A 19,633-nucleotide genomic window follows, 5' to 3' on the forward strand; every position below is an offset into this window, starting at 1 on the left:
GCCAGGGCGCCGCAGCGGCCAGCAGGGTCGCGGAACCGTTGCCCAGCACGTTGTATGCAGCCTTGAGGCGAAATGTCGCCTGCTCTCCCGCACGGCGCACGAACTCACCGGCACCGAAGTCGGTGATCGGCTGAGTCAGGCGGCATTCGAACTGATCGCCTTCGACCTTCCACTCGATGCTCTCCAGACGTGTCTGGAAACTGATAGCCATCGCCGGGAGGCTGGCAAACATGCTGAGCAAGGCTAAATATCGCTGGCGCACGGGAGGCTCCACTGGAAATGAACGCGAAACAAAAATGACTGACTGACAAAGGGGCTATCGGTAACTTCGTGCAAAACTTGATAGCGGATGCCTGAGAGAGTCTTTTCCGGTAGCATTCCCAGCGAGTTTGACCCGCCTGGAATCCCCAATGTCTGACCGCCTGACCCTCCTGCGTCCCGACGACTGGCACATTCACCTCCGTGACGGAGCTGTCTTGCCTCATACCGTTGCCGACGTAGCGCGAACTTTTGGCCGCGCAATCATCATGCCCAACCTCGTGCCTCCGGTACGCAACGCGCAGCAAGCCGATGCCTATCGTCAGCGCATTCTGGCTGCACGTCCGGCCGGTAGCCGCTTCGAGCCGTTGATGGTGCTCTACCTCACCGACCAGACCACGCCGCAAGACATTCGTACGGCAAAGGCCAGTGGCTTCGTCCACGCCGCCAAATTGTATCCGGCCGGCGCGACCACCAATTCCGATTCCGGTGTCACCAGCATCGACAAGATCTTCCCTGCCCTCGAGACCATGGCCGAAGTCGGCATGCTGCTGCTGGTGCACGGGGAAGTGACACGCGGCGAAATCGACGTGTTCGATCGTGAAAAGGTTTTCATCGATGAACATCTGCGTCGTGTAGTCGAGCGTTTTCCGACCCTGAAAGTGGTGTTTGAACACATCACCACCGGTGAAGCGGTACAGTTCGTCAACGAAGCCTCAGCCAATGTCGCGGCAACCATCACCGCGCATCACCTGTTGTACAACCGCAACCACATGCTGGTCGGCGGAATTCGCCCGCACTTCTACTGCCTGCCGATTCTCAAGCGCAATACGCATCAGGCTTCCCTGCTCGACGCGGCCACCAGCGGTAGCGGCAAGTTCTTCCTGGGTACCGATTCGGCGCCGCATGCCCAGCATGCCAAGGAAAACGCCTGCGGCTGCGCCGGGTGCTATACCGCCTATGCGGCCATCGAACTGTATGCCGAAGCTTTCGAGCAGCGTAACGCTCTGGACAAGCTGGAAGGCTTTGCCAGCCTTCACGGTCCGGCGTTCTACGGCTTGCCAGCCAATCAGGACACCATCACGCTGGTGCGTGACGAGTGGACCGCCCCTGCCAGCCTGCCGTTTGGCGAGTTGACTGTTATCCCGCTGCGCGCTGGTGAAAAACTGCGCTGGCGTCTGGAGGAACACGCGTGAGTGAAGATCATTTTGACGACGAACACGAAGGCCACGGCGGTGGCGGCGGTTCCCGTCACCCGATGGCAGCCCGCTTTCGTGGTTACCTGCCCGTGGTCGTCGACGTAGAAACCGGCGGTTTCAATTCAGCCACCGATGCCTTGCTGGAAATTGCCGCCGTGACCATCGGCATGGACGAAAAAGGCTTCGTGTTCCCTGAACACACCTATTTCTTCCGCGTCGAGCCGTTCGAAGGTGCCAACATCGAAGCCGCTGCGCTGGAGTTCACCGGCATCAAGCTCGACCACCCGCTGCGCATGGCGGTCAGCGAAGAAACCGCGATGAACGACATCTTCCGCGGCGTGCGCAAGGCCCTCAAGGCCAATGGCTGCAAACGTGCAGTGCTGGTCGGCCACAACGCCAGCTTCGACCTCGGCTTCGTCAACGCCGCTGTCGCGCGGATGGACATGAAACGTAACCCGTTTCATCCGTTCTCAAGCTTCGACACCGCCACCCTTGCCGGGCTGGCTTACGGTCAGACCGTCCTGGCCAAGGCCTGTCAGGCCGCTGGAATCGATTTCGACGGGCGTGAGGCCCATTCGGCTCGTTACGATACCGAGAAGACTGCAGAGCTGTTCTGCGGCATCGTCAACCGCTGGAAAGAGATGGGCGGTTGGGAAGACTTCGACGATTAACGTCGATACGTCAGTGAATAAGCCGGCCTTGCGCCGGTTTTTTTCAGGCCTGCCTTGAGCGTATGAAAGCATGCACTCATCATGAAACAGACCACTCATCGCTCTACCTGAATCGAACCCAAAACAGTTTTGACAAGCATTCTCATTAACATTAAGCTCCTCGGCACCAAGCAATAAACCAGCGACGGTCCATAGCTTATGTATGTTTGCCTCTGCCAAGGTGTCACAGACGGTCAAATCCGGGATGCAATTCTGGAAGGCTGCTGCAGTTATCGTGAAGTCCGTGAAACTCTGGGTGTTGCGAGTAAATGTGGAAAATGCGCCTGCCTGGCAAAGGAAGTGGTGCGTGACACGCTGACAGAACTGCAAACCACTCAGGCATCGCTGGCCTATCCAGCAGAATTTTCAGCAGCCTGAACCCCCTCTTTTAAAGAACCGGACACCCTGTCCGGTTTTTTTATGCCTGTAATTCAAGCGCTTAGCGTCAAGATGCGGAACTCAAACATTCTTATTCCTATTTAATTTCACTTATTATTCAACCACTTAGGTTTGACAGGCGATTAAGTGCAGCTCACACTCGGCACTTATATACACAAGCCACCGGCAGGACCTCGAACATGAAAGGCGACATCACAGTCATCCAGCATCTCAACAAGATCCTCGGGAACGAGCTGGTCGCTATCAATCAGTACTTTCTGCATGCGCGCATGTATGAAGACTGGGGTCTGAAAAAACTCGGTGGCCATGAGTATCATGAGTCCATCCACGCGATGAAGTACGCTGACAAGCTGATCAAGCGCACGCTGTTTCTGGAAGGTCTGCCCAACCTGCAGGACCTGGGCAAGATCCTGATCGGTGAGCACACCAAAGAGATGCTGGAATGCGACCTGAAGATAGAGCAAAAGGGTCTGGCCGATCTGAAGGCGGCCATTGCTCACTTCGAAACGGTCGGTGACTTTGGCAGCCGAGAACTGCTGGAAGACATCCTTGAGCCCAAGGAAGAGCAGATCGACTGGCTCGAGACCCAACTGGGTCTGATCGTCAAAGTCGGTATAGAGAACTACCTGCAGTCGCAGATGGGTGACTGATTCACCGGCCGCGTTGCAATGAAAAAGCCCGCCTCAATCGAGAGCGGGCTTTTTCTTGTGCGTAAAACCATGCTGGAGCGCAGGGAACGATAATCTCGACTATCGTGCGACGCTCTGCGTCGACATGCCGTTCAGGACGCTCTGCGTCCTCCAAGTGACGCAGAGCGTCAAAAGCTGCGTGCCCACGCTGTGCGCGAGGCTTTACTCGGCCTTGGCGGCGGACGCTTCCTTGACCAACGTCTGCAACGAGCCGTCAGCCATCATTTCGGTAATGATGTCGCTACCACCAACCAGCTCACCGGCAACCCACAGCTGCGGGAAAGTCGGCCAGTTGGCGTACTTTGGCAGGTTGGCGCGGATTTCAGGGTTTTGCAGAATGTCGACGTAGGCAAACTTTTCGCCACACGCCATCAATGCCTGGGAAGCCTTGGCCGAAAAGCCGCATTGCGGGGCGTTCGGAGCGCCTTTCATGTAAAGCAGAATGGTGTTGTTGGCAATCTGCTCTTTGATCGTTTCGATGATATCCATGGAGCACCTCGGCTGAATGATCCGACTCAGTTGTCGGCACGGTGGCGCATTGTAACGAAATCCCGAGCATGACGCTCTGTCTTGAGCCTTAACAGGCAGCCACCTGCACCGGCACGCCGTTTAACGCCGCATTGCCGGACAGCGCATCCAGTTGCCGTTCGTCAGTCAGGTCATTGGCACTGACCCCGGGCTGGCTCTTGGCGATCTCCATTTTTACCCCCGAACGCGAATGCCCCCAGCCGTGCGGCAGACTGACCACGCCCGGCATCATGTCCACACTGCTCAGCACCTGCACCTCGATCACCCCGACACGAGAGCTGACCCGAACCTGCTGGCCATCACCAAGACCACGAGCAACAAGATCGTCAGGGTGCATCAGCAGTTGATGGCGTGGCTTGCCCTTCACCAGTCGATGGTAGTTGTGCATCCACGAATTGTTGCTGCGTACATGTCGACGGCCAATCAGCAGCAGATCACCGGGCTTGAAGGCCGGATCGGGAGCAAGGTCGACTGCAAACCGTGCAAGGTCCGCCATGATCGCTTCGGGGGCCGCCTGAACCCGCCCATTGGCGGTTTTCAGGCGTTCTGTGAGGTTAGGCTTCAAGGCCCCTAGATCCAGGCCATGCGGATGACTGGAGAGGGTTTCCAGTGACAGCGAGTAAGGTGACGCATCTCCATAGAAGCCGACGCGCAACCCGCGATCAATCATCTGCGCCGGTGGCACGGTAGGTTTGAGTTCCCGCTGCGCCCTGGCTGCAAAAGACCTGGCCAGACCGACGAAAATTTCCCAGTCATGCAGCGCACCTTCGGGCTTGGCAAAAATCGCCCGATTGAAGCGGGTGACGTTGCGTACCGCCAGGGTATTGAAGGTGGTGTCGTAGTGATCGTTTTCCAGCGCCGAAGTAGACGGCAGAATCAGGTCGGCGTGGCGCGTGGTCTCGTTGATGTAAAGATCAATGCTGAGCATGAACTCCAGCCCTTCGAGCGCCCGCTCCAATTGACGACCATTGGGCGTCGACAGCACAGGGTTGCCCGCGACTGTCACCAGCGCACGGACCTGCCCTTCCCCCTCCACGAGCATCTCCTCGGCCAGCGCAGAAACCGGTAGCTCGCCACCGTACTCAGGCAGGCCGGACACCCGGCTTTGCCATAGATTGAAATGCCCCCCGGAAGTGGAGCTGACAAGGTCGACGGCAGGCTCCGTACACAGCGCCCCGCCGACGCGATCCAGGTTGCCGGTTACCAGATTGATCAGTTGCGCCAGCCAGTGGCACAGCGTGCCGAAAGCCTGGGTGGAAACACCCATTCGCCCATAACAGACCGCCTTGTCGGCCGCCGCAAAATCCCGCGCCAGTTGCCGAATCTGCCCGGCTGCAATGCCGCAGCGGGGCGCCATGGCCTCAGCAGTGAAACCGGCAATGGCCTGTCGCACTTGATCCAGACCGTCGACGGGCAAGTGGGTTTCGCAGGTCAGCCCTTCTTCGAAAAGGGTGTTCAGCAACCCGAACAGCAGCGCCGCATCACCGCCCGGACGCACGAACAGATGCTGGTCGGCGATGGCTGCCGTCTCGCTGCGGCGCGGGTCGATGACTACCAGTTTGCCACCACGCTGCTGAATGGCTTTCAGACGCTTTTCAACGTCAGGCACAGTCATGATGCTGCCGTTGGACGCCAGCGGGTTGCCGCCAAGGATCAACATGAAGTCGGTGTGATCGATATCCGGAATCGGCAACAGCATGCCGTGGCCGTACATTAAAAAGCTGGTGAGGTGGTGCGGCAGTTGATCGACCGAGGTGGCCGAAAAGCGATTGCGGGTTTTGAGCAGACCGAGGAAGTAATTGCTGTGGGTCATCAACCCGTAGTTATGCACGCTGGGGTTGCCCTGATAGACCGCTACCGCGTTCTGTCCATGACGTTGCTGAATGGCGTAGACCCGCTCCGCCACCAGATCGAACGCCTCTTGCCAAGCAATGGGTTGCCATTGGTCACCTGTGCGCAGCATCGGCTGGCGCAGGCGATCAGGGTCGTTCTGGATGTCTTGCAGCGCAACCGCCTTGGGACAGATATGACCACGGCTGAAGGTGTCCAGCGGATCGCCCTTGATCGAGGTAATCCGGGGCGCAGCGTCGGGTTGCGAAACAGTTTCGATGACGAGGCCGCAAATGGCCTCGCACAAGTGACAGGCGCGGTAGTGTTCAGTCCGGGTCATCACAGCCTCAGATCTTGTCATGACAATCCGGTTGACTGCCGAACAATCACTATGGTGCCTTGCAATAACCCACGCCACTGACGTTCGTCTTGTGAATCGAGGGGCATCAGGCGGGCAGATGAGCGGACCGGGTCAACCGCCGATAGGCGTCACGACCTTGCGCTGCAACTGGATTTCAGTCACGGTTTCAACCTGCTCCTGAGCCAGGTGAACACCGGTCAGGTCGCCGATCAGACGCCAGTGCTCATCGAGCCCCGAGCTGATGGTCGCCATGCGGTCAATCATGCGCCGGCCTGCAGTGCGCGTGACTTCGTCCTCGCTGCGCAGCAACTCGAAGGACATCGAGGTCATGGAGGCCGTCAGATGGGTAAGCGTACGAGCGGTCAGCCCGAGTAACTCCGTTAGTTGACGCTCTTTTGAGTCCATTCCCTAGCCCTCGATCAGTAATGTATCGGCAACGATTTATAACCTACGCCCGGCATTAAAGAAACGGTCCTTGTTTCAAGCCCGTGAAGCGCATCGCATTAAGCGCGCCCGCGCAAACACGGACTGTTGCAGGATTGGTACTAATTGCCAAGTGCTATTTGTGCAGTGTACAAATGCTGCCTTCGGAAAAAGCGCAGATGGCTATTAGCCTCCTCAGCTTAGCCAATTTCTGACCCGTCAACACGAAATAACGGTGCTCCCTGAAGCCAAGCGCCGATGGCAGCAATGTTTCAGAAAGATGCATGCTATTGGTAAGACGCGACATTTTTTTATACTATCGCGCCTTTCCTATTCGTCGCCTCGTGCGGCTTCCGCCGCAGGTCTCGCCCGTTTTCCCGATAAAAACCGGCTTTGATAACCTGTGGTCTGTTGCAAAAAAGGTAGTTAATCATGAACGCCAGGCACTTTCTCTCGATGATGGATTACACCCCAGACGAACTCCTGGGCTTGATCCGTCGTGGCGTAGAGCTCAAAGACCTGCGAAATCGCGGTGTGCTTTTTGAGCCGCTGAAGAACCGGGTGCTGGGGATGATTTTCGAGAAATCCTCGACACGTACCCGTCTTTCTTTCGAAGCAGGGATGATTCAACTGGGTGGTCAGGCCATCTTCTTGTCCCATCGAGACACCCAGTTAGGCCGTGGCGAGCCGATTGCCGACAGTGCGAAAGTGATGTCACGCATGCTCGATGCGGTGATGATCCGTACCTATGCGCACAGCAATCTGACCGAATTCGCCGCCAATTCCCGTGTACCGGTCATCAATGGCCTGTCGGATGACCTGCACCCCTGCCAGTTGCTCGCCGACATGCAGACTTTTCTGGAGCATCGCGGCTCGATCAAGGGCAAAACTGTCGCCTGGATCGGTGATGGCAACAACATGTGCAACAGCTATATAGAAGCGGCGATTCAGTTCGACTTCCAGTTGCGTGTGGCCTGCCCTGCGGGCTACGAGCCAAATGCCGAGTTCCTGGCACTGGCAGGAGAGCGTGTCACCGTGGTCCGCGATCCGAAAGCCGCAGTTGCCGGCGCACATCTGGTCAGCACCGATGTGTGGACCTCAATGGGCCAGGAAGAGGAAACCGCCCGGCGCAAGAAGTTGTTCGCGCCGTTTCAGGTCACGCGCGCCCTGCTCGACCTGGCTGACAAGGACGTGCTGTTCATGCACTGCCTGCCCGCCCATCGTGGCGAAGAAATCAGCATCGACCTGCTGGATGATTCACGCTCGGTCGCCTGGGATCAGGCGGAAAATCGCCTGCATGCGCAGAAAGCGTTGCTGGAGTTTCTCGTCGCGCCGTCCTGCAAGCCAGCATGAAACCGTTGCTGCTAAACCTGCGCAACCTCGCTTGCGGCTATCAGAACCAGCGCGTGGTGCAGGATCTGAACCTGCACCTCAACGCGGGTGATATCGGCTGCCTGCTGGGCTCATCGGGCTGCGGCAAGACCACGACACTGCGCGCCATTGCAGGTTTCGAACCCATCCATGCGGGCGAGATCACCCTGGCAGGCGAAGTCATCTCCCGTCCGGGCTGGACTCTGGCACCCGAGAAACGCCGCATCGGCATGGTATTTCAGGACTACGCACTGTTTCCGCACTTGAGCGTCGCCGATAACATTGCATTCGGTGTTCGCAGCCATCCGCGTCTGAAACATGTCATCGCCGAACTGCTTGAGCTGGTCAACCTGGGTGCATTGGGCAAACGCTATCCCCACGAACTGTCCGGTGGACAGCAACAACGTGTGGCGCTGGCCAGAGCACTGGCGCCTGAGCCGCAACTGCTGTTGCTCGATGAGCCCTTTTCCAACCTGGACGGCGAGTTGCGCCGGAGGTTGAGCCATGAAGTGCGCGATATTCTCAAGGCGCGCGGCACCAGCGCGATTCTGGTGACTCATGACCAGGAAGAGGCTTTCGCCGTCAGCGACCATGTCGGCGTATTCAAGGAGGGTCGTCTGGAGCAGTGGGACACACCTTACAATCTGTATCACGAACCCCGAACCCCTTATGTCGCCAGCTTCATCGGCCAGGGTTATTTCATTCGCGGGCAGATGATAGAGCCGGAATCAGTGCGCACCGAACTGGGTGTCTTGCGCGGCAACCGGGCCTATCCGGGCGTCAGCGGCAGCGCCGTGGATGTTTTGCTACGACCTGACGATATCGTCTATGCGCCGAACAGCGATCTGAGAGCACGGGTAATCGGGCGAACGTTTCAGGGTGCCTCGACGCTGTACCGTCTGCAGCTCTCTACCGGCAGCCAGCTTGAAGCTGTCTTCCCCAGCCATGCCGATCACAACCCCGGCGAGGAAGTCGGTATTCGTGTAGCGGCTGAACATCTGGTGTTGTTTGCAGCGCCAGGCAGCATTGCGGCCCATACGCTCAACAACTGAGCCGCAGGTCATTCCCTGCCAATCGGTGCAAACATGGCCTGAGTGTGCTCGGCCAGCACCGCAGCCGAAAGCTCAACCTCAAGACCCCGCCTCCCGGCACTGACATAAATATGCTCAAACCGCTGTGCAGTTTCGTCAATAAAGGTGCGCAGGCGCTTTTTCTGACCCAGCGGGCTGATACCGCCCAACAGATAACCCGTTGAGCGCTGCGCCGCCGCAGGGTCGGCCATTTCGGTTTTCTTGGCCCCGGCAGCGTGCGCCAGAGCCTTTAGATCAAGTGTTCCGACGACCGGCACTACAGCAACCAGCAATTCACCTTTTTCGGTACTGGCCAACAGCGTCTTGAAAACCCGCGCTGGCTCCAGCCCCAGCTTTTCCGCTGCTTCCAGGCCATATGAGGGCGCTTTCGGGTCATGTTCATAACTGTGAATGCGATGTTCGGCGCGAAGTTTTTTCAGCAAATCCAGTGCGGGTGTCATGCAACGCTCCAAGGAGTGACGGATGCGCGACACTTTAAGCCAAGTAAAGTGAACATGCCTTGATTCACGCTATCTGCAACCCTGATGGCTTTTTGACAACTTCGTGAATTTTCCCGGTATAAAGCGGCTGTGCGGGGCCGCATCGATTTTCTGACCGTTCGGTTCCGACCTTTGACAGCGTTGTTTCTTGTCTATATTTTTTCGTTTACGAATATTATCGAAAGCGATTTTTCGGTATAACTCGCATCAGCGATCAGAAATGGGGTTTTTCTGATACGCACGAATAACGAGCACCCGTGCCTGTCTCAGGGTGCCGAGACAAAAACAAAAATGAGGTATCCATGACCATCGCACTAAAACAACCGACACTCACCGGGCAATGTGTAGCTGAATTTCTTGGCACCGCGCTGATGATATTTTTCGGCACAGGATGCGTTGCAGCGCTCAAGGTCGCGGGAGCCACTTTCGGCTTGTGGGAAATTTGCATCATCTGGGGCATGGCAGTCAGCATGGGGATCTACCTCAGCGCAGGTATTTCAGGTGCTCACCTCAACCCGGCCGTCAGCATTGCGCTGAGTCTGTTTGCCGGATTCGAAAAACGTAAATTGCCTTTTTACATCTCGGCGCAGATCGCCGGCGCGTTCTGTGGGGCTGGTTTGGTGTACCTGTTGTACATCAGCCTCTTTTTCGACTTCGAACATGCGCACCACATCATTCGCGGCAGCGAGCAGAGCCTTGAACTGGCGTCGGTATTCTCGACCTATCCTAACCCTGCCATTTCGGTGGGTCAGGCATTTCTGGTCGAAGTGGTCATTACCACCATTCTGATGGGCGTCATCATGGCCCTGGGCGATGACAACAACGGGCTGCCACGCGGCGCGCTGGCCCCGTTGCTGATCGGCCTGCTGGTTGCGGTGATTGGCAGTGCCATGGGCCCGCTGACCGGCTTTGCCATGAACCCGGCTCGCGACTTCGGTCCAAAGCTGATGACGTTCTTCGCAGGCTGGGGTGAAATAGCCTTCACCGGCGGTCGTGATATTCCTTATTTTCTGGTTCCGATTTTTGCACCCATCCTGGGTGCCTGCCTCGGTGCAGCCGGCTATCGCGCGCTGATTGCGCGTCATCTGCCGAGCGCCGTTCCTGTTGAAAACGAAAAAGATGCTCCAGTGGTTCGCGGCAAAGTTCAGGCTTCATCTTGAATTCCACTCAATTTGAATCTCACTCAACTGAATCCCACCCAACAATGCAAGGCAATCGACATGACTGACACACAGAACAAGAACTACATCATTGCTCTTGACCAGGGCACCACCAGCTCGCGCGCTATCATTTTCGACCGCGACGCCAATGTGGTGAGCACTGCCCAAAGCGAATTCGTACAGCATTATCCGCAGGCAGGCTGGGTCGAGCACGACCCGATGGAGATCTTCGCCACACAAACCGCTTGCATGACCAAAGCGCTGGCGCAGGCGGACCTGCACCACAACCAGATCGCAGCCATCGGCATTACCAACCAACGCGAAACCACAGTCATCTGGGAACGCGAAACCGGTCGCCCTATCTATAACGCAATTGTCTGGCAGTGCCGACGCAGCACCGAGATCTGCCAGCAACTCAAGCGCGACGGTCTTGAGGAATACATCAAGGACACTACAGGCCTGGTGATTGACCCGTACTTCTCCGGCTCCAAGGTCAAGTGGATCCTCGACAATGTGGAAGGCAGTCGCGAGCGCGCCCGCAAAGGCGAGTTGATGTTCGGCACGATCGATACCTGGCTGATCTGGAAATTCACTGGCGGCAAGGTTCACGTCACCGACTACACCAACGCCTCGCGGACCATGCTGTTCAACATCCATACACTGGAATGGGATCAGCGCATGCTCGACGTGCTGGACATCCCGCGCGAGATACTGCCAGAGGTCAAAGCCTCTTCCGAAGTCTACGGTCACAGCAAAAGCGGCATCCCTATTGCCGGTATCGCAGGCGACCAGCAGGCAGCGCTGTTCGGTCAGATGTGCGTTGAACCCGGCCAGGCCAAGAACACCTACGGCACTGGCTGCTTCCTGCTGATGAACACCGGTAAAAAAGCCGTGAAATCGGCACATGGCATGCTGACCACCATCGGCTGCGGCCCTCGTGGTGAAGTCGCCTATGCGCTGGAAGGCGCCGTATTCAACGGTGGCTCGACCGTGCAATGGCTGCGCGACGAACTCAAGCTCATCAACGATGCGCTGGACACCGAATACTTTGCCAGCAAGGTCAAGGACAGCAACGGCGTGTATCTGGTACCCGCCTTCACAGGTCTGGGCGCACCTTACTGGGACCCGTACGCACGAGGCGCATTGTTCGGTCTGACCCGTGGCGTGAAAGTCGACCACATTATCCGTGCGGCGCTGGAGTCCATCGCTTATCAGACCCGTGACGTGCTCGATGCCATGCAACAGGACTCCGGCGAACGCCTCAAGTCGTTGCGTGTGGACGGCGGTGCAGTTGCCAATAACTTCCTGATGCAGTTCCAGGCAGACATTCTCGGCACCCACGTCGAGCGTCCGCAAATGCGTGAAACAACAGCGTTGGGTGCTGCGTTCCTGGCTGGCCTGGCGATCGGCTTCTGGAGCAGCCTGGACGAATTGCGCAACAAGGCCGTGATCGAGCGCGTGTTCGAACCTTCCTGCGAAGAGGCGCACCGCGAGAAACTTTACGCAGGCTGGCAAAAAGCCGTGGCACGCACCCGCGACTGGGAACCGCACGAAAACGAGGAGTGATCCCGGCTGTTGTAGGGAGGAGGCAGGATTCCGGCTGACAGGTCACACTTTCCTGCGGCATGATGGGCGCCATTTGTAGAGGGCGCTCAAGGAAAAACAATGAACCTGCCTCCCCGCCAACAACAGATCCTCGAACTGGTCCGCGACCGCGGTTACGTCAGCATCGAGGAAATGGCGACGCTGTTCGTCGTGACCCCACAAACCATCCGCCGCGATATCAATCAGCTGGCGGAAATGAACCTGCTGCGTCGCTATCACGGCGGCGCGGCCTATGACTCCAGCATCGAAAACACCGCCTACGCCATGCGTGCGGATCAGATGCGCGACGAAAAACAACGGATCGCCGAGGCCATCGCCGCGCAGATCCCGGACAATGCCTCGCTGTTCATCAATATCGGCACCACTACCGAATCCATCGCACGCGCCCTGCTCAACCACAGCAACCTGAAGGTCATCACCAATAACCTGCATGTCGCGTCGATCCTCAGTGCCAAGGATGATTTCGAGGTCCTGATCGCAGGCGGCAATGTGCGTCGTGACGGCGGCGTCGTGGGCCAGGGCAGTATCGACTTCATTACCCAGTTCAAAGTGGACTTCGCGCTGGTCGGCATCAGCGGCATTGATGAGGACGGCAGCCTGCTGGATTTCGATTATCAGGAAGTACGGGTTTCTCAGGCGATCATCGCCAATGCACGCAAAGTGCTCCTGGCGGCGGACTCCAGCAAGTTCGGGCGCAATGCCATGGTCAGGCTCGGACCGATCACCCTGATCGATTGCCTGGTCACCGACCAGCCTCCGGTGCCTGCGCTTCAGCAACTTCTTACGCAGCACAAGATTCGCCTGGAAGTGGTTTGATCGTGAAGAACCTGAGGCGTTCCGAAGGCAATGCTCTGCGTTGACCTGCCGCTCTGCATCCGCCCCTGTCTCTGCAGCGCCTCGTGGACTCGTGACACAGAGCATCACCCAGGGCATTCCCACGCGGGAGCGTGAGGAACGAGGCGTGTCTGGCCCGGAGCGTGCGGAACGAACAATGCCCGCAAGAACACTGTCGTGCCAACGCCTCGCGTTGGCATGCAGTTCTGGGCGCTCTGCGTCCTTCCCCGCATCTGCGATGTGGCTCAGATTTTTGACGCGAGGCGTCACCCACGGGCTTTCCCGCGTTTGAGCATGAAAAGCATGAGGCGTCCGGGGTCAATCATCCGCGCACAAATCCCGCCCTACAATGTTCATTTTTGTTCTTTTCCTGATTCAGTCATCAGTATTTTCAATCGATACGTGCTGGCAAGGGCAATTTTATTGAGCTATTATTTTCGAAAATGAACATCAATGTTCAGATTCGCCTTTCGAGCGTTGCTCACGAATTGTCCAGGAGGCCACCAATGCCCCACACTACTGTGCCAACCCCGCCCCTCTCCGAGGTCTACGACATTGCCGTGATTGGCGGTGGCATCAACGGTGTCGGTATTGCAGCGGATGCCTCCGGTCGCGGCCTGTCGGTTTTTCTGTGCGAGAAAGACGATCTTGCCAGCCACACGTCATCGGCCAGCAGCAAGCTGATTCACGGTGGCCTGCGCTATCTTGAGCACTATGAGTTTCGTCTGGTGCGCGAGGCTCTGGCAGAGCGCGAAGTGTTGCTCGCCAAGGCTCCGCACATCGTGAAGCCTATGCGCTTTGTATTGCCCCATCGTCCACACCTGCGTCCAGCATGGATGATTCGTGCCGGGATGTTCCTGTACGACAACCTCGGCAAACGTGAAAAGCTGCCAGCATCACGGACCATTCGTTTTGGTGCGGACAGCCCGCTCAACCCGAGCATCACCCGCGGTTTCGAGTACTCCGACTGCTGGGTCGACGATGCTCGTCTGGTGGTGCTGAACGCCATGGCCGCCCGTGAGAGCGGTGCACACATTCATACGCAGACCCGCTGTGTCAGTGCCCGCCGCATCAAAGGCATGTGGCATCTGCATCTGGAACGAAGCGATGGCAGCCTGTTTTCGATCCATGCCAAGGCACTGGTCAATGCCGCAGGCCCGTGGGTAGCCAAGTTTATCCGTGAAGATCTCAAACTCGAGTCTGCCTACGGTATTCGCCTGATTCAGGGCAGCCACCTCATCGTGCCGAAACTGTACGAAGGCGAGCACGCGTTCATTCTGCAAAACGAAGATAAACGCATCGTGTTCACGATCCCGTATCTGGAGCACTTCACCATTGTCGGCACCACCGACCGCGAATATCAGGGCGACCCGAACAAGGTTGATATCACTGATGGTGAAATGGATTACGTGCTTAAAGTGGCCAACGACCACTTCAAGAAGCAGCTGACTCGTGCGGACGTTCTGCATACCTATTCGGGTGTGCGTCCGTTGTGCAACGACGAATCCGATAACCCGTCGGCGATCACCCGCGATTACACGCTGTCGCTGTCGGGCAGCGGCGATGAGGCACCGATCCTGTCGGTGTTCGGCGGCAAGCTGACGACTTATCGCAAACTGGCTGAATCGGCGATGTCACAGCTGGCACCCTTCTTCAAACAGATGAAGCCGAGCTGGACGGCCAAGGCTGCTCTGCCTGGCGGTGAGGACATGACCACGCCTGAAGCACTGGCAGCTGAAATGACCCGTCGCTTCAGCTGGCTGCCCGCCCCTATCGCCAAACGCTGGTCAATTACCTATGGCAGCCGCAGCTGGCGCTTGTTAGAGGGCGCGCACAGCCTGGAAGACCTCGGCCAGCATCTGGGTGCCGGTCTGTATACCCGTGAGGTCGATTACCTGTGCGATCAGGAATGGGCCACCAGCATCGAAGACATCCTGTGGCGCCGCACCAAACTCGGCTTGTTCACCACGCCTGAAGAGCAGGCCGCTGTGCGCAGCTACCTGGAAACCGTTGCACGCAACAAGGCCTCCATCGAGGCAGCCTGACCGCTTGAATACAGGCTGTTCGCCCGCCGTCGGGTGAACAGGCTTTATACCCCGCCGCTCATTTCCCCCTCCCTGAATCCTCGCGATTGCATTCGGTTTTCCGAACACCCTGCCTTGCCTTATTCGGCTTACCGGACACATCCATGCCGAACACAGTGTTCATTTAAAAATAAACCCCTTTAAATTCAGTGCATTGATAACAAAAACCTGTTTGGCACGACTCGTGCTCTAGAGTCTGGACCGAGCGTTTCGACAGGGGCGTGTGTCTGGATATGGACGCCGTTGAAGCATTCGCCAAGAAGCGGGCCGCAGCCATTGCGGCTCCATCAATAAAAATGAAATCAAGGATTCATCCATGCGCATCGTTCCCCACGTATTGGGCGCAGCTATCACTGCCGCCCTGATCAGCACCCCGGTTTTCGCTGCCGAACTCACCGGCACCCTGAAGAAGATCAAAGAGTCCGGCACTATCACCCTGGGTCATCGTGACGCTTCCATACCGTTTTCCTACATCGCAGATGCTACAGGCGTGCCGATGGGCTACTCGCATGACATCCAGTTGAAGATCGTCGAGGCCATCAAGAAAAACCTGGACATGCCTGACCTCAAGGTCAAGTACAACCTGGTGACCTCTCAGACCCGTATTCCGCTGGTTCAGAACGGCACCGTCGACGTGGAATGCGGGTCGACTACCAACAACGTCGAGCGTCAGCAGCAGGTCGATTTCTCCATCGGCATCTTCGAAGTCGGTACGCGTCTGCTGTCGAAAAAGGATTCCAGCTACAAGGACTTCGATGACCTGAAAGGCAAGAACGTCGTCACCACCGCGGGCACTACATCCGAGCGCATCCTGAAGGCGATGAATGCCGACAAGCAGATGGGCATGAACGTGATCTCGGCCAAGGACCATGGCGAATCCTTCCAGATGCTCGAGTCCGGCCGTGCGGTCGCGTTCATGATGGACGACGCGTTGCTGGCAGGCGAAATGGCCAAGGCCAAGAAGCCGGACGACTGGGCGGTAACCGGTACTGCGCAATCCTACGAAATCTACGGTTGCATGGTTCGCAAAGGCGACGCCCCGTTCAAGAAGGCCGTGGATGACGCCATTGTCGCCACCTTCAAATCCGGCGACATCAACGCTATCTACAGCAAGTGGTTCATGTCGCCAGTCCCTCCGAAAGGCCTGAATCTGAATTTTCCGATGAGCGACAAACTCAAGGAGCTGATTCAGAACCCCACCGACAAGGCCGCTGAAGATAAAAAAGCCTGAGTAGCCGGTTGACCTGACTGCATCCCGAACGGGCACCGCCGGTTCGGGATCGGCTCATCACTTTCGCCTGACGACAGTGCGTGCATTTCGATAGCAACAAGAAGAGGGGGAGACCCTGATGAATTACAACTGGGACTGGGGCGTGTTCTTCAAGTCCACCGGCGTCGGCAGTGAGACTTATCTGGACTGGTTCATCTCCGGTCTGGGCTGGACCATCGCCATCGCTGTAGTTGCCTGGATCATTGCCTTGATACTGGGTTCGGTACTGGGCGTCATGCGCACTGTACCCAGCCGTCTGGTATCGGGTATCGCCACGGTATACGTGGAAATTTTTCGTAACGTGCCACTGCTGGTGCAGCTGTTCATCTGGTACTTCCTGGTGCCCGACCTGCTGCCGGAAAACCTTCAGGAGTGGTACAAGCAGGACCTCAACCCGACCACCTCTGCGTTCTTGAGCGTGGTGGTCTGCCTGGGACTGTTTACTGCTGCCCGGGTCTGCGAACAGGTACGTACCGGCATTGAAGCATTGCCAAAAGGCCAGGAATCGGCCGCACGGGCCATGGGTTTCAAACTGCCGCAGATCTACTGGAACGTGCTGTTGCCGCAGGCTTACCGGATCATCATTCCGCCGCTTACTTCCGAATTTCTGAACGTGTTCAAGAACTCATCGGTAGCGTCGCTGATTGGCCTGATGGAGCTGCTTGCGCAGACCAAACAGACCGCCGAGTTTTCCGCCAACCTGTTTGAAGCCTTTACGCTCGCAACCCTCATCTACTTCACGCTGAACATGAGCCTGATGCTGCTGATGCGCATGGTCGAGAAGAAAGTTGCCGTGCCCGGACTCATCTCGCTGGGGGGCAAATAATGGACTTCACTGGAATCGTTCCAGCCATTCCCGGCCTGTGGAACGGCATGCTCATGACCTTGAAGCTGATGGCGATGGGCGTCGTTGGCGGCCTGGTGCTCGGCACCCTGCTGGCACTGATGCGTCTGTCATCGAACAAATGGCTGGCCAATGTGGCTGGTGCCTACGTGAACTACTTCCGTTCGATCCCGCTGCTGCTGGTGATCACCTGGTTCTACCTCGCAGTGCCATTCGTGTTGCGCTGGATTACCGGTGAAGACACGCCGATCGGGGCGTTCGCCTCCTGTGTCGTGGCCTTCATGATGTTCGAAGCCGCGTACTTCTGCGAAATCGTCCGTGCCGGTGTTCAGTCGATCTCCAAGGGACAAATGGGTGCAGCCCAGGCGCTGGGCATGAACTACTCGCAGATGATGCGATTGATCATCCTGCCTCAGGCGTTTCGCAAGATGACCCCGCTGTTGCTGCAACAGAGCATCATTCTGTTCCAGGACACCTCTCTGGTGTACACCGTGGGCCTTGTGGACTTTCTCAACGCATCGCGCTCCAGCGGCGACATCATCGGTCGCGCCAACGAGTTCCTGATCATTGCCGGTCTGGTGTATTTCACGATCAGCTTCGCCGCCTCGCTGCTGGTGAAGCGTCTGCAAAAAAGGTTTGCCGTATGATTTCCATCAAAAACGTCAACAAGTGGTATGGCGATTTCCAGGTACTGACCGATTGCAGCACCGAGGTCAGCAAAGGTGAAGTGGTTGTGGTATGCGGGCCGTCCGGCTCCGGCAAATCGACCCTGATCAAATGCGTGAACGCCCTGGAACCGTTTCAGAAAGGCGATATTGTCGTCGACGGCACATCGATCTCCGATTCGAAAACCAACCTGCCGAAACTGCGCTCGCGGGTCGGCATGGTGTTTCAGCATTTCGAACTGTTCCCGCACCTGAGCATTGTTGAAAACCTGACCATCGCGCAGATCAAGGTGCTGGGCCGCAGCAAGGCCGAAGCGACCGAGAAAGGCCTGAAACTGCTCGACCGGGTGGGCCTCTCCGAGCACGCCCACAAGCACCCTGGCCAGCTTTCCGGTGGTCAGCAACAGCGTGTCGCCATTGCTCGCGCACTGGCGATGGACCCGGTGGTCATGCTGTTCGACGAACCCACTTCCGCACTGGACCCGGAAATGGTCAATGAAGTGCTCGACGTCATGGTTCAACTGGCACACGAAGGCATGACCATGATGTGCGTGACCCACGAAATGGGCTTCGCTCGCAAGGTGGCCAATCGGGTGATTTTCATGGACAAGGGCCAGATCGTCGAGGACTGTGCGAAAGAAGAATTCTTCGGCGACGTCAGCGCACGCTCGGAACGCGCCCAGCAATTTCTCGCCAAGATTCTCCAGCACTAGACAGTGCCGGCTGCCCGCGCTTTCGCGGGCAGCTGTTCGGTTCAGGATGACTGTGATGAAATGCGACTCCACTCTGTATCGCGCCGCGCCGCCATCACTCGCCGTGAAACCCCGTCTGATCCGCCAACTGTTTTTGCCACCGCTGATCCTCATGCTGATGATCGGGCTGGGCTATGTCGCCTACCTGATCAGTGAACACAGCGGCATCAAGAGCTTGCGCGAGACAGGTGAACGCCAGCTGGAGCTGCACGCTCGCACGGTCGAGAGCGAAATCAGCAAATACACCTACCTGCCCAGCGTTCTGGAGCTTGAATCCAGCGTTTCGCAGCTGCTGAACAAGCCGAGTCCCGAGCTTCAACAGCAGGTCAACCGCTACCTGGAAGGGATGAACCGACGCAGTGGCAGCCGAGCCATTTATGTGATGGACACCACCGGTCGGGTACTGGCCACCAGCAACTGGCGCGACTCCGACAGCTATCAAGGCGAGGACCTTTCCTTCCGCGCCTATTTTCAGGACGCCGTGCGCGGCCTGCCCGGCCGCTTTTACGGCATCGGCACCACCACAGGCGAATCGGGGTACTACCTTGCTCACGGCCTGGAAGACAAAGGCAGGATCATCGGTGTCGCGGTGATCAAGGTGCGCCTGGAAGCACTGGAAGAACGCTGGCAACGGGCGCGTCTGGAGGCCTTCGTCAGCGACGAGAACGGCATCATCATTCTTTCCAGCGACCCTGCTCGCCGTCTGAAATCAGTGCGCCCACTGACCCCGGCGGTCAAGGAGCGCCTGGCCCGCAGTCTGCAATACTACTGGTGGCCGCTCAACGAGCTGGTACCGCTGGAACGGGAAACACTGTCCGATGGCGTCGAAAAGCTTGTCTTTCCGGCCAACGTCAGTGTTGACCGGGAACACAAGCAAGTCAGTTATCTGGCCCAGAGCCGGCCGCTGAGCGACACATCCTGGCACCTGACACTGCTTACGCCCCTGGAAGACCTGCGCCGTGAAGCGGCGAATCAGGGCATGCTGGTGGCCGTGGCCTGCGCGCTGGTGACTTTTCTGCTGATAGCCTGGAACGAGCGGCGCAAGGTGATCTCGACCCGGCTCGCCGCCAGAGAGGCGCTG

The 19,633-nt window shown here is 57.6% G+C and carries 18 protein-coding genes and 2 pseudogenes; 15 read left to right on the top strand and 5 right to left on the bottom strand.

Going from position 1 to position 19,633, the window contains the following annotated elements; genetic code table 11:
- Positions 1–232 (bottom strand): annotated as a pseudogene (locus ALO80_RS14155) (OmpA family protein); the annotation flags it as partial.
- A 178-nt stretch (positions 233–410) separates the two neighbouring features.
- On the opposite strand from ALO80_RS14155, the gene pyrC reads away from it, so the two are divergent.
- The 4 genes from pyrC to bfr all read left to right on the top strand — a co-directional run bounded on the left by pyrC (position 411) and on the right by bfr (position 3,216).
- The gene (pyrC, locus tag ALO80_RS14160) at positions 411–1,454 is read left to right on the top strand and encodes a dihydroorotase (RefSeq protein ID WP_055009454.1); all 1,044 of its coding nucleotides are present in this window, start codon (positions 411–413) and stop codon (positions 1,452–1,454) included.
- Positions 1,451–2,128, top strand: a complete 678-nt coding sequence (gene rnt / locus ALO80_RS14165) for a ribonuclease T (protein ID WP_003363600.1) — start codon at positions 1,451–1,453, stop codon at positions 2,126–2,128. Before pyrC ends, rnt begins: the two co-directional genes overlap by 4 nt.
- Positions 2,129–2,326: 198 nt before the next feature.
- Positions 2,327–2,545 (top strand): bacterioferritin-associated ferredoxin, encoded by a 219-nt coding sequence (locus tag ALO80_RS14170; protein ID WP_002554850.1) that lies wholly within the window; start codon positions 2,327–2,329, stop codon positions 2,543–2,545.
- Between the two features lie 200 nt (positions 2,546–2,745).
- The gene (bfr, locus tag ALO80_RS14175; RefSeq protein ID WP_005889341.1) at positions 2,746–3,216 is read left to right on the top strand and encodes a bacterioferritin; all 471 of its coding nucleotides are present in this window, start codon (positions 2,746–2,748) and stop codon (positions 3,214–3,216) included.
- 201 nt (positions 3,217–3,417) lie between these two features.
- On the opposite strand, the gene grxD is transcribed toward bfr, so the two are convergent.
- From grxD to ALO80_RS14190, 3 genes are all read right to left on the bottom strand, one after another.
- Positions 3,418–3,744 (bottom strand): Grx4 family monothiol glutaredoxin, encoded by a 327-nt coding sequence (gene grxD, locus ALO80_RS14180; protein ID WP_002554852.1) that lies wholly within the window; start codon positions 3,742–3,744, stop codon positions 3,418–3,420.
- A gap of 88 nt (positions 3,745–3,832) precedes the next feature.
- Positions 3,833–5,953, bottom strand: a complete 2,121-nt coding sequence (locus tag ALO80_RS14185; protein ID WP_055009455.1) for a molybdopterin oxidoreductase family protein — start codon at positions 5,951–5,953, stop codon at positions 3,833–3,835.
- Positions 5,954–6,085: 132 nt separating this feature from the next.
- Positions 6,086–6,379, bottom strand: coding sequence for a hypothetical protein (locus ALO80_RS14190; RefSeq protein ID WP_055009456.1), 294 nt, complete (start codon positions 6,377–6,379; stop codon positions 6,086–6,088).
- Between the two features lie 450 nt (positions 6,380–6,829).
- Here ALO80_RS14190 and argF point away from each other — a divergent pair, with 450 nt between their 5' ends.
- Positions 6,830–7,750, top strand: a complete 921-nt coding sequence (gene argF / locus ALO80_RS14195; RefSeq protein ID WP_055009457.1) for an ornithine carbamoyltransferase — start codon at positions 6,830–6,832, stop codon at positions 7,748–7,750.
- Positions 7,747–8,820, top strand: coding sequence for an ABC transporter ATP-binding protein (locus ALO80_RS14200; protein ID WP_055009458.1), 1,074 nt, complete (start codon positions 7,747–7,749; stop codon positions 8,818–8,820). Before argF ends, ALO80_RS14200 begins: the two co-directional genes overlap by 4 nt.
- An 8-nt stretch (positions 8,821–8,828) precedes the next feature.
- Here ALO80_RS14200 and ybaK read toward each other — a convergent pair whose 3' ends face one another.
- Positions 8,829–9,299 (bottom strand): Cys-tRNA(Pro) deacylase, encoded by a 471-nt coding sequence (gene ybaK / locus ALO80_RS14205; RefSeq protein ID WP_055009459.1) that lies wholly within the window; start codon positions 9,297–9,299, stop codon positions 8,829–8,831.
- 341 nt (positions 9,300–9,640) lie between these two features.
- Here ybaK and ALO80_RS14210 point away from each other — a divergent pair, with 341 nt between their 5' ends.
- The 9 genes and pseudogenes from ALO80_RS14210 to aauS all read left to right on the top strand — a co-directional run.
- A complete protein-coding gene (locus ALO80_RS14210) occupies positions 9,641–10,498 on the top strand; it encodes an MIP/aquaporin family protein (protein WP_054987198.1) in 858 nt (285 codons plus the stop codon).
- Between the two features lie 60 nt (positions 10,499–10,558).
- Positions 10,559–12,064, top strand: coding sequence for a glycerol kinase GlpK (gene glpK / locus ALO80_RS14215; protein WP_054987197.1), 1,506 nt, complete (start codon positions 10,559–10,561; stop codon positions 12,062–12,064).
- Between the two features lie 99 nt (positions 12,065–12,163).
- On the top strand, positions 12,164–12,919 hold the full coding sequence (locus ALO80_RS14220; RefSeq protein WP_054987196.1) for a DeoR/GlpR family transcriptional regulator: 756 nt from the start codon (positions 12,164–12,166) through the stop codon (positions 12,917–12,919).
- A gap of 524 nt (positions 12,920–13,443) precedes the next feature.
- The gene (gene glpD, locus ALO80_RS14225) at positions 13,444–14,982 is read left to right on the top strand and encodes a glycerol-3-phosphate dehydrogenase (protein WP_055006396.1); all 1,539 of its coding nucleotides are present in this window, start codon (positions 13,444–13,446) and stop codon (positions 14,980–14,982) included.
- A gap of 355 nt (positions 14,983–15,337) precedes the next feature.
- Positions 15,338–16,252: a glutamate/aspartate ABC transporter substrate-binding protein gene (locus tag ALO80_RS14230; protein WP_055009460.1), complete on the top strand. Its 915-nt coding sequence runs from the start codon at positions 15,338–15,340 to the stop codon at positions 16,250–16,252.
- A 118-nt stretch (positions 16,253–16,370) separates the two neighbouring features.
- Positions 16,371–17,117 carry an amino acid ABC transporter permease gene (locus ALO80_RS14235; RefSeq protein ID WP_055006398.1) on the top strand — a complete coding sequence of 249 codons (747 nt, stop codon included), beginning with the start codon at positions 16,371–16,373 and terminating at the stop codon, positions 17,115–17,117.
- Positions 17,114–17,782, top strand: coding sequence for an amino acid ABC transporter permease (locus ALO80_RS14240; protein ID WP_174518954.1), 669 nt, complete (start codon positions 17,114–17,116; stop codon positions 17,780–17,782). The genes ALO80_RS14235 and ALO80_RS14240 overlap by 4 nt, the downstream gene beginning before the upstream one ends.
- Positions 17,779–18,513 carry an amino acid ABC transporter ATP-binding protein gene (locus tag ALO80_RS14245; RefSeq protein ID WP_003412939.1) on the top strand — a complete coding sequence of 245 codons (735 nt, stop codon included), beginning with the start codon at positions 17,779–17,781 and terminating at the stop codon, positions 18,511–18,513. Before ALO80_RS14240 ends, ALO80_RS14245 begins: the two co-directional genes overlap by 4 nt.
- 55 nt (positions 18,514–18,568) lie before the next feature.
- Positions 18,569–19,633, top strand: a pseudogene (gene aauS / locus ALO80_RS14250) (two-component sensor histidine kinase AauS); the annotation flags it as partial.

The sequence above is a fragment of the Pseudomonas caricapapayae genome, from assembly GCF_001400735.1.
Classification (GTDB): Bacteria; Pseudomonadota; Gammaproteobacteria; order Pseudomonadales; family Pseudomonadaceae; genus Aquipseudomonas; species Aquipseudomonas caricapapayae.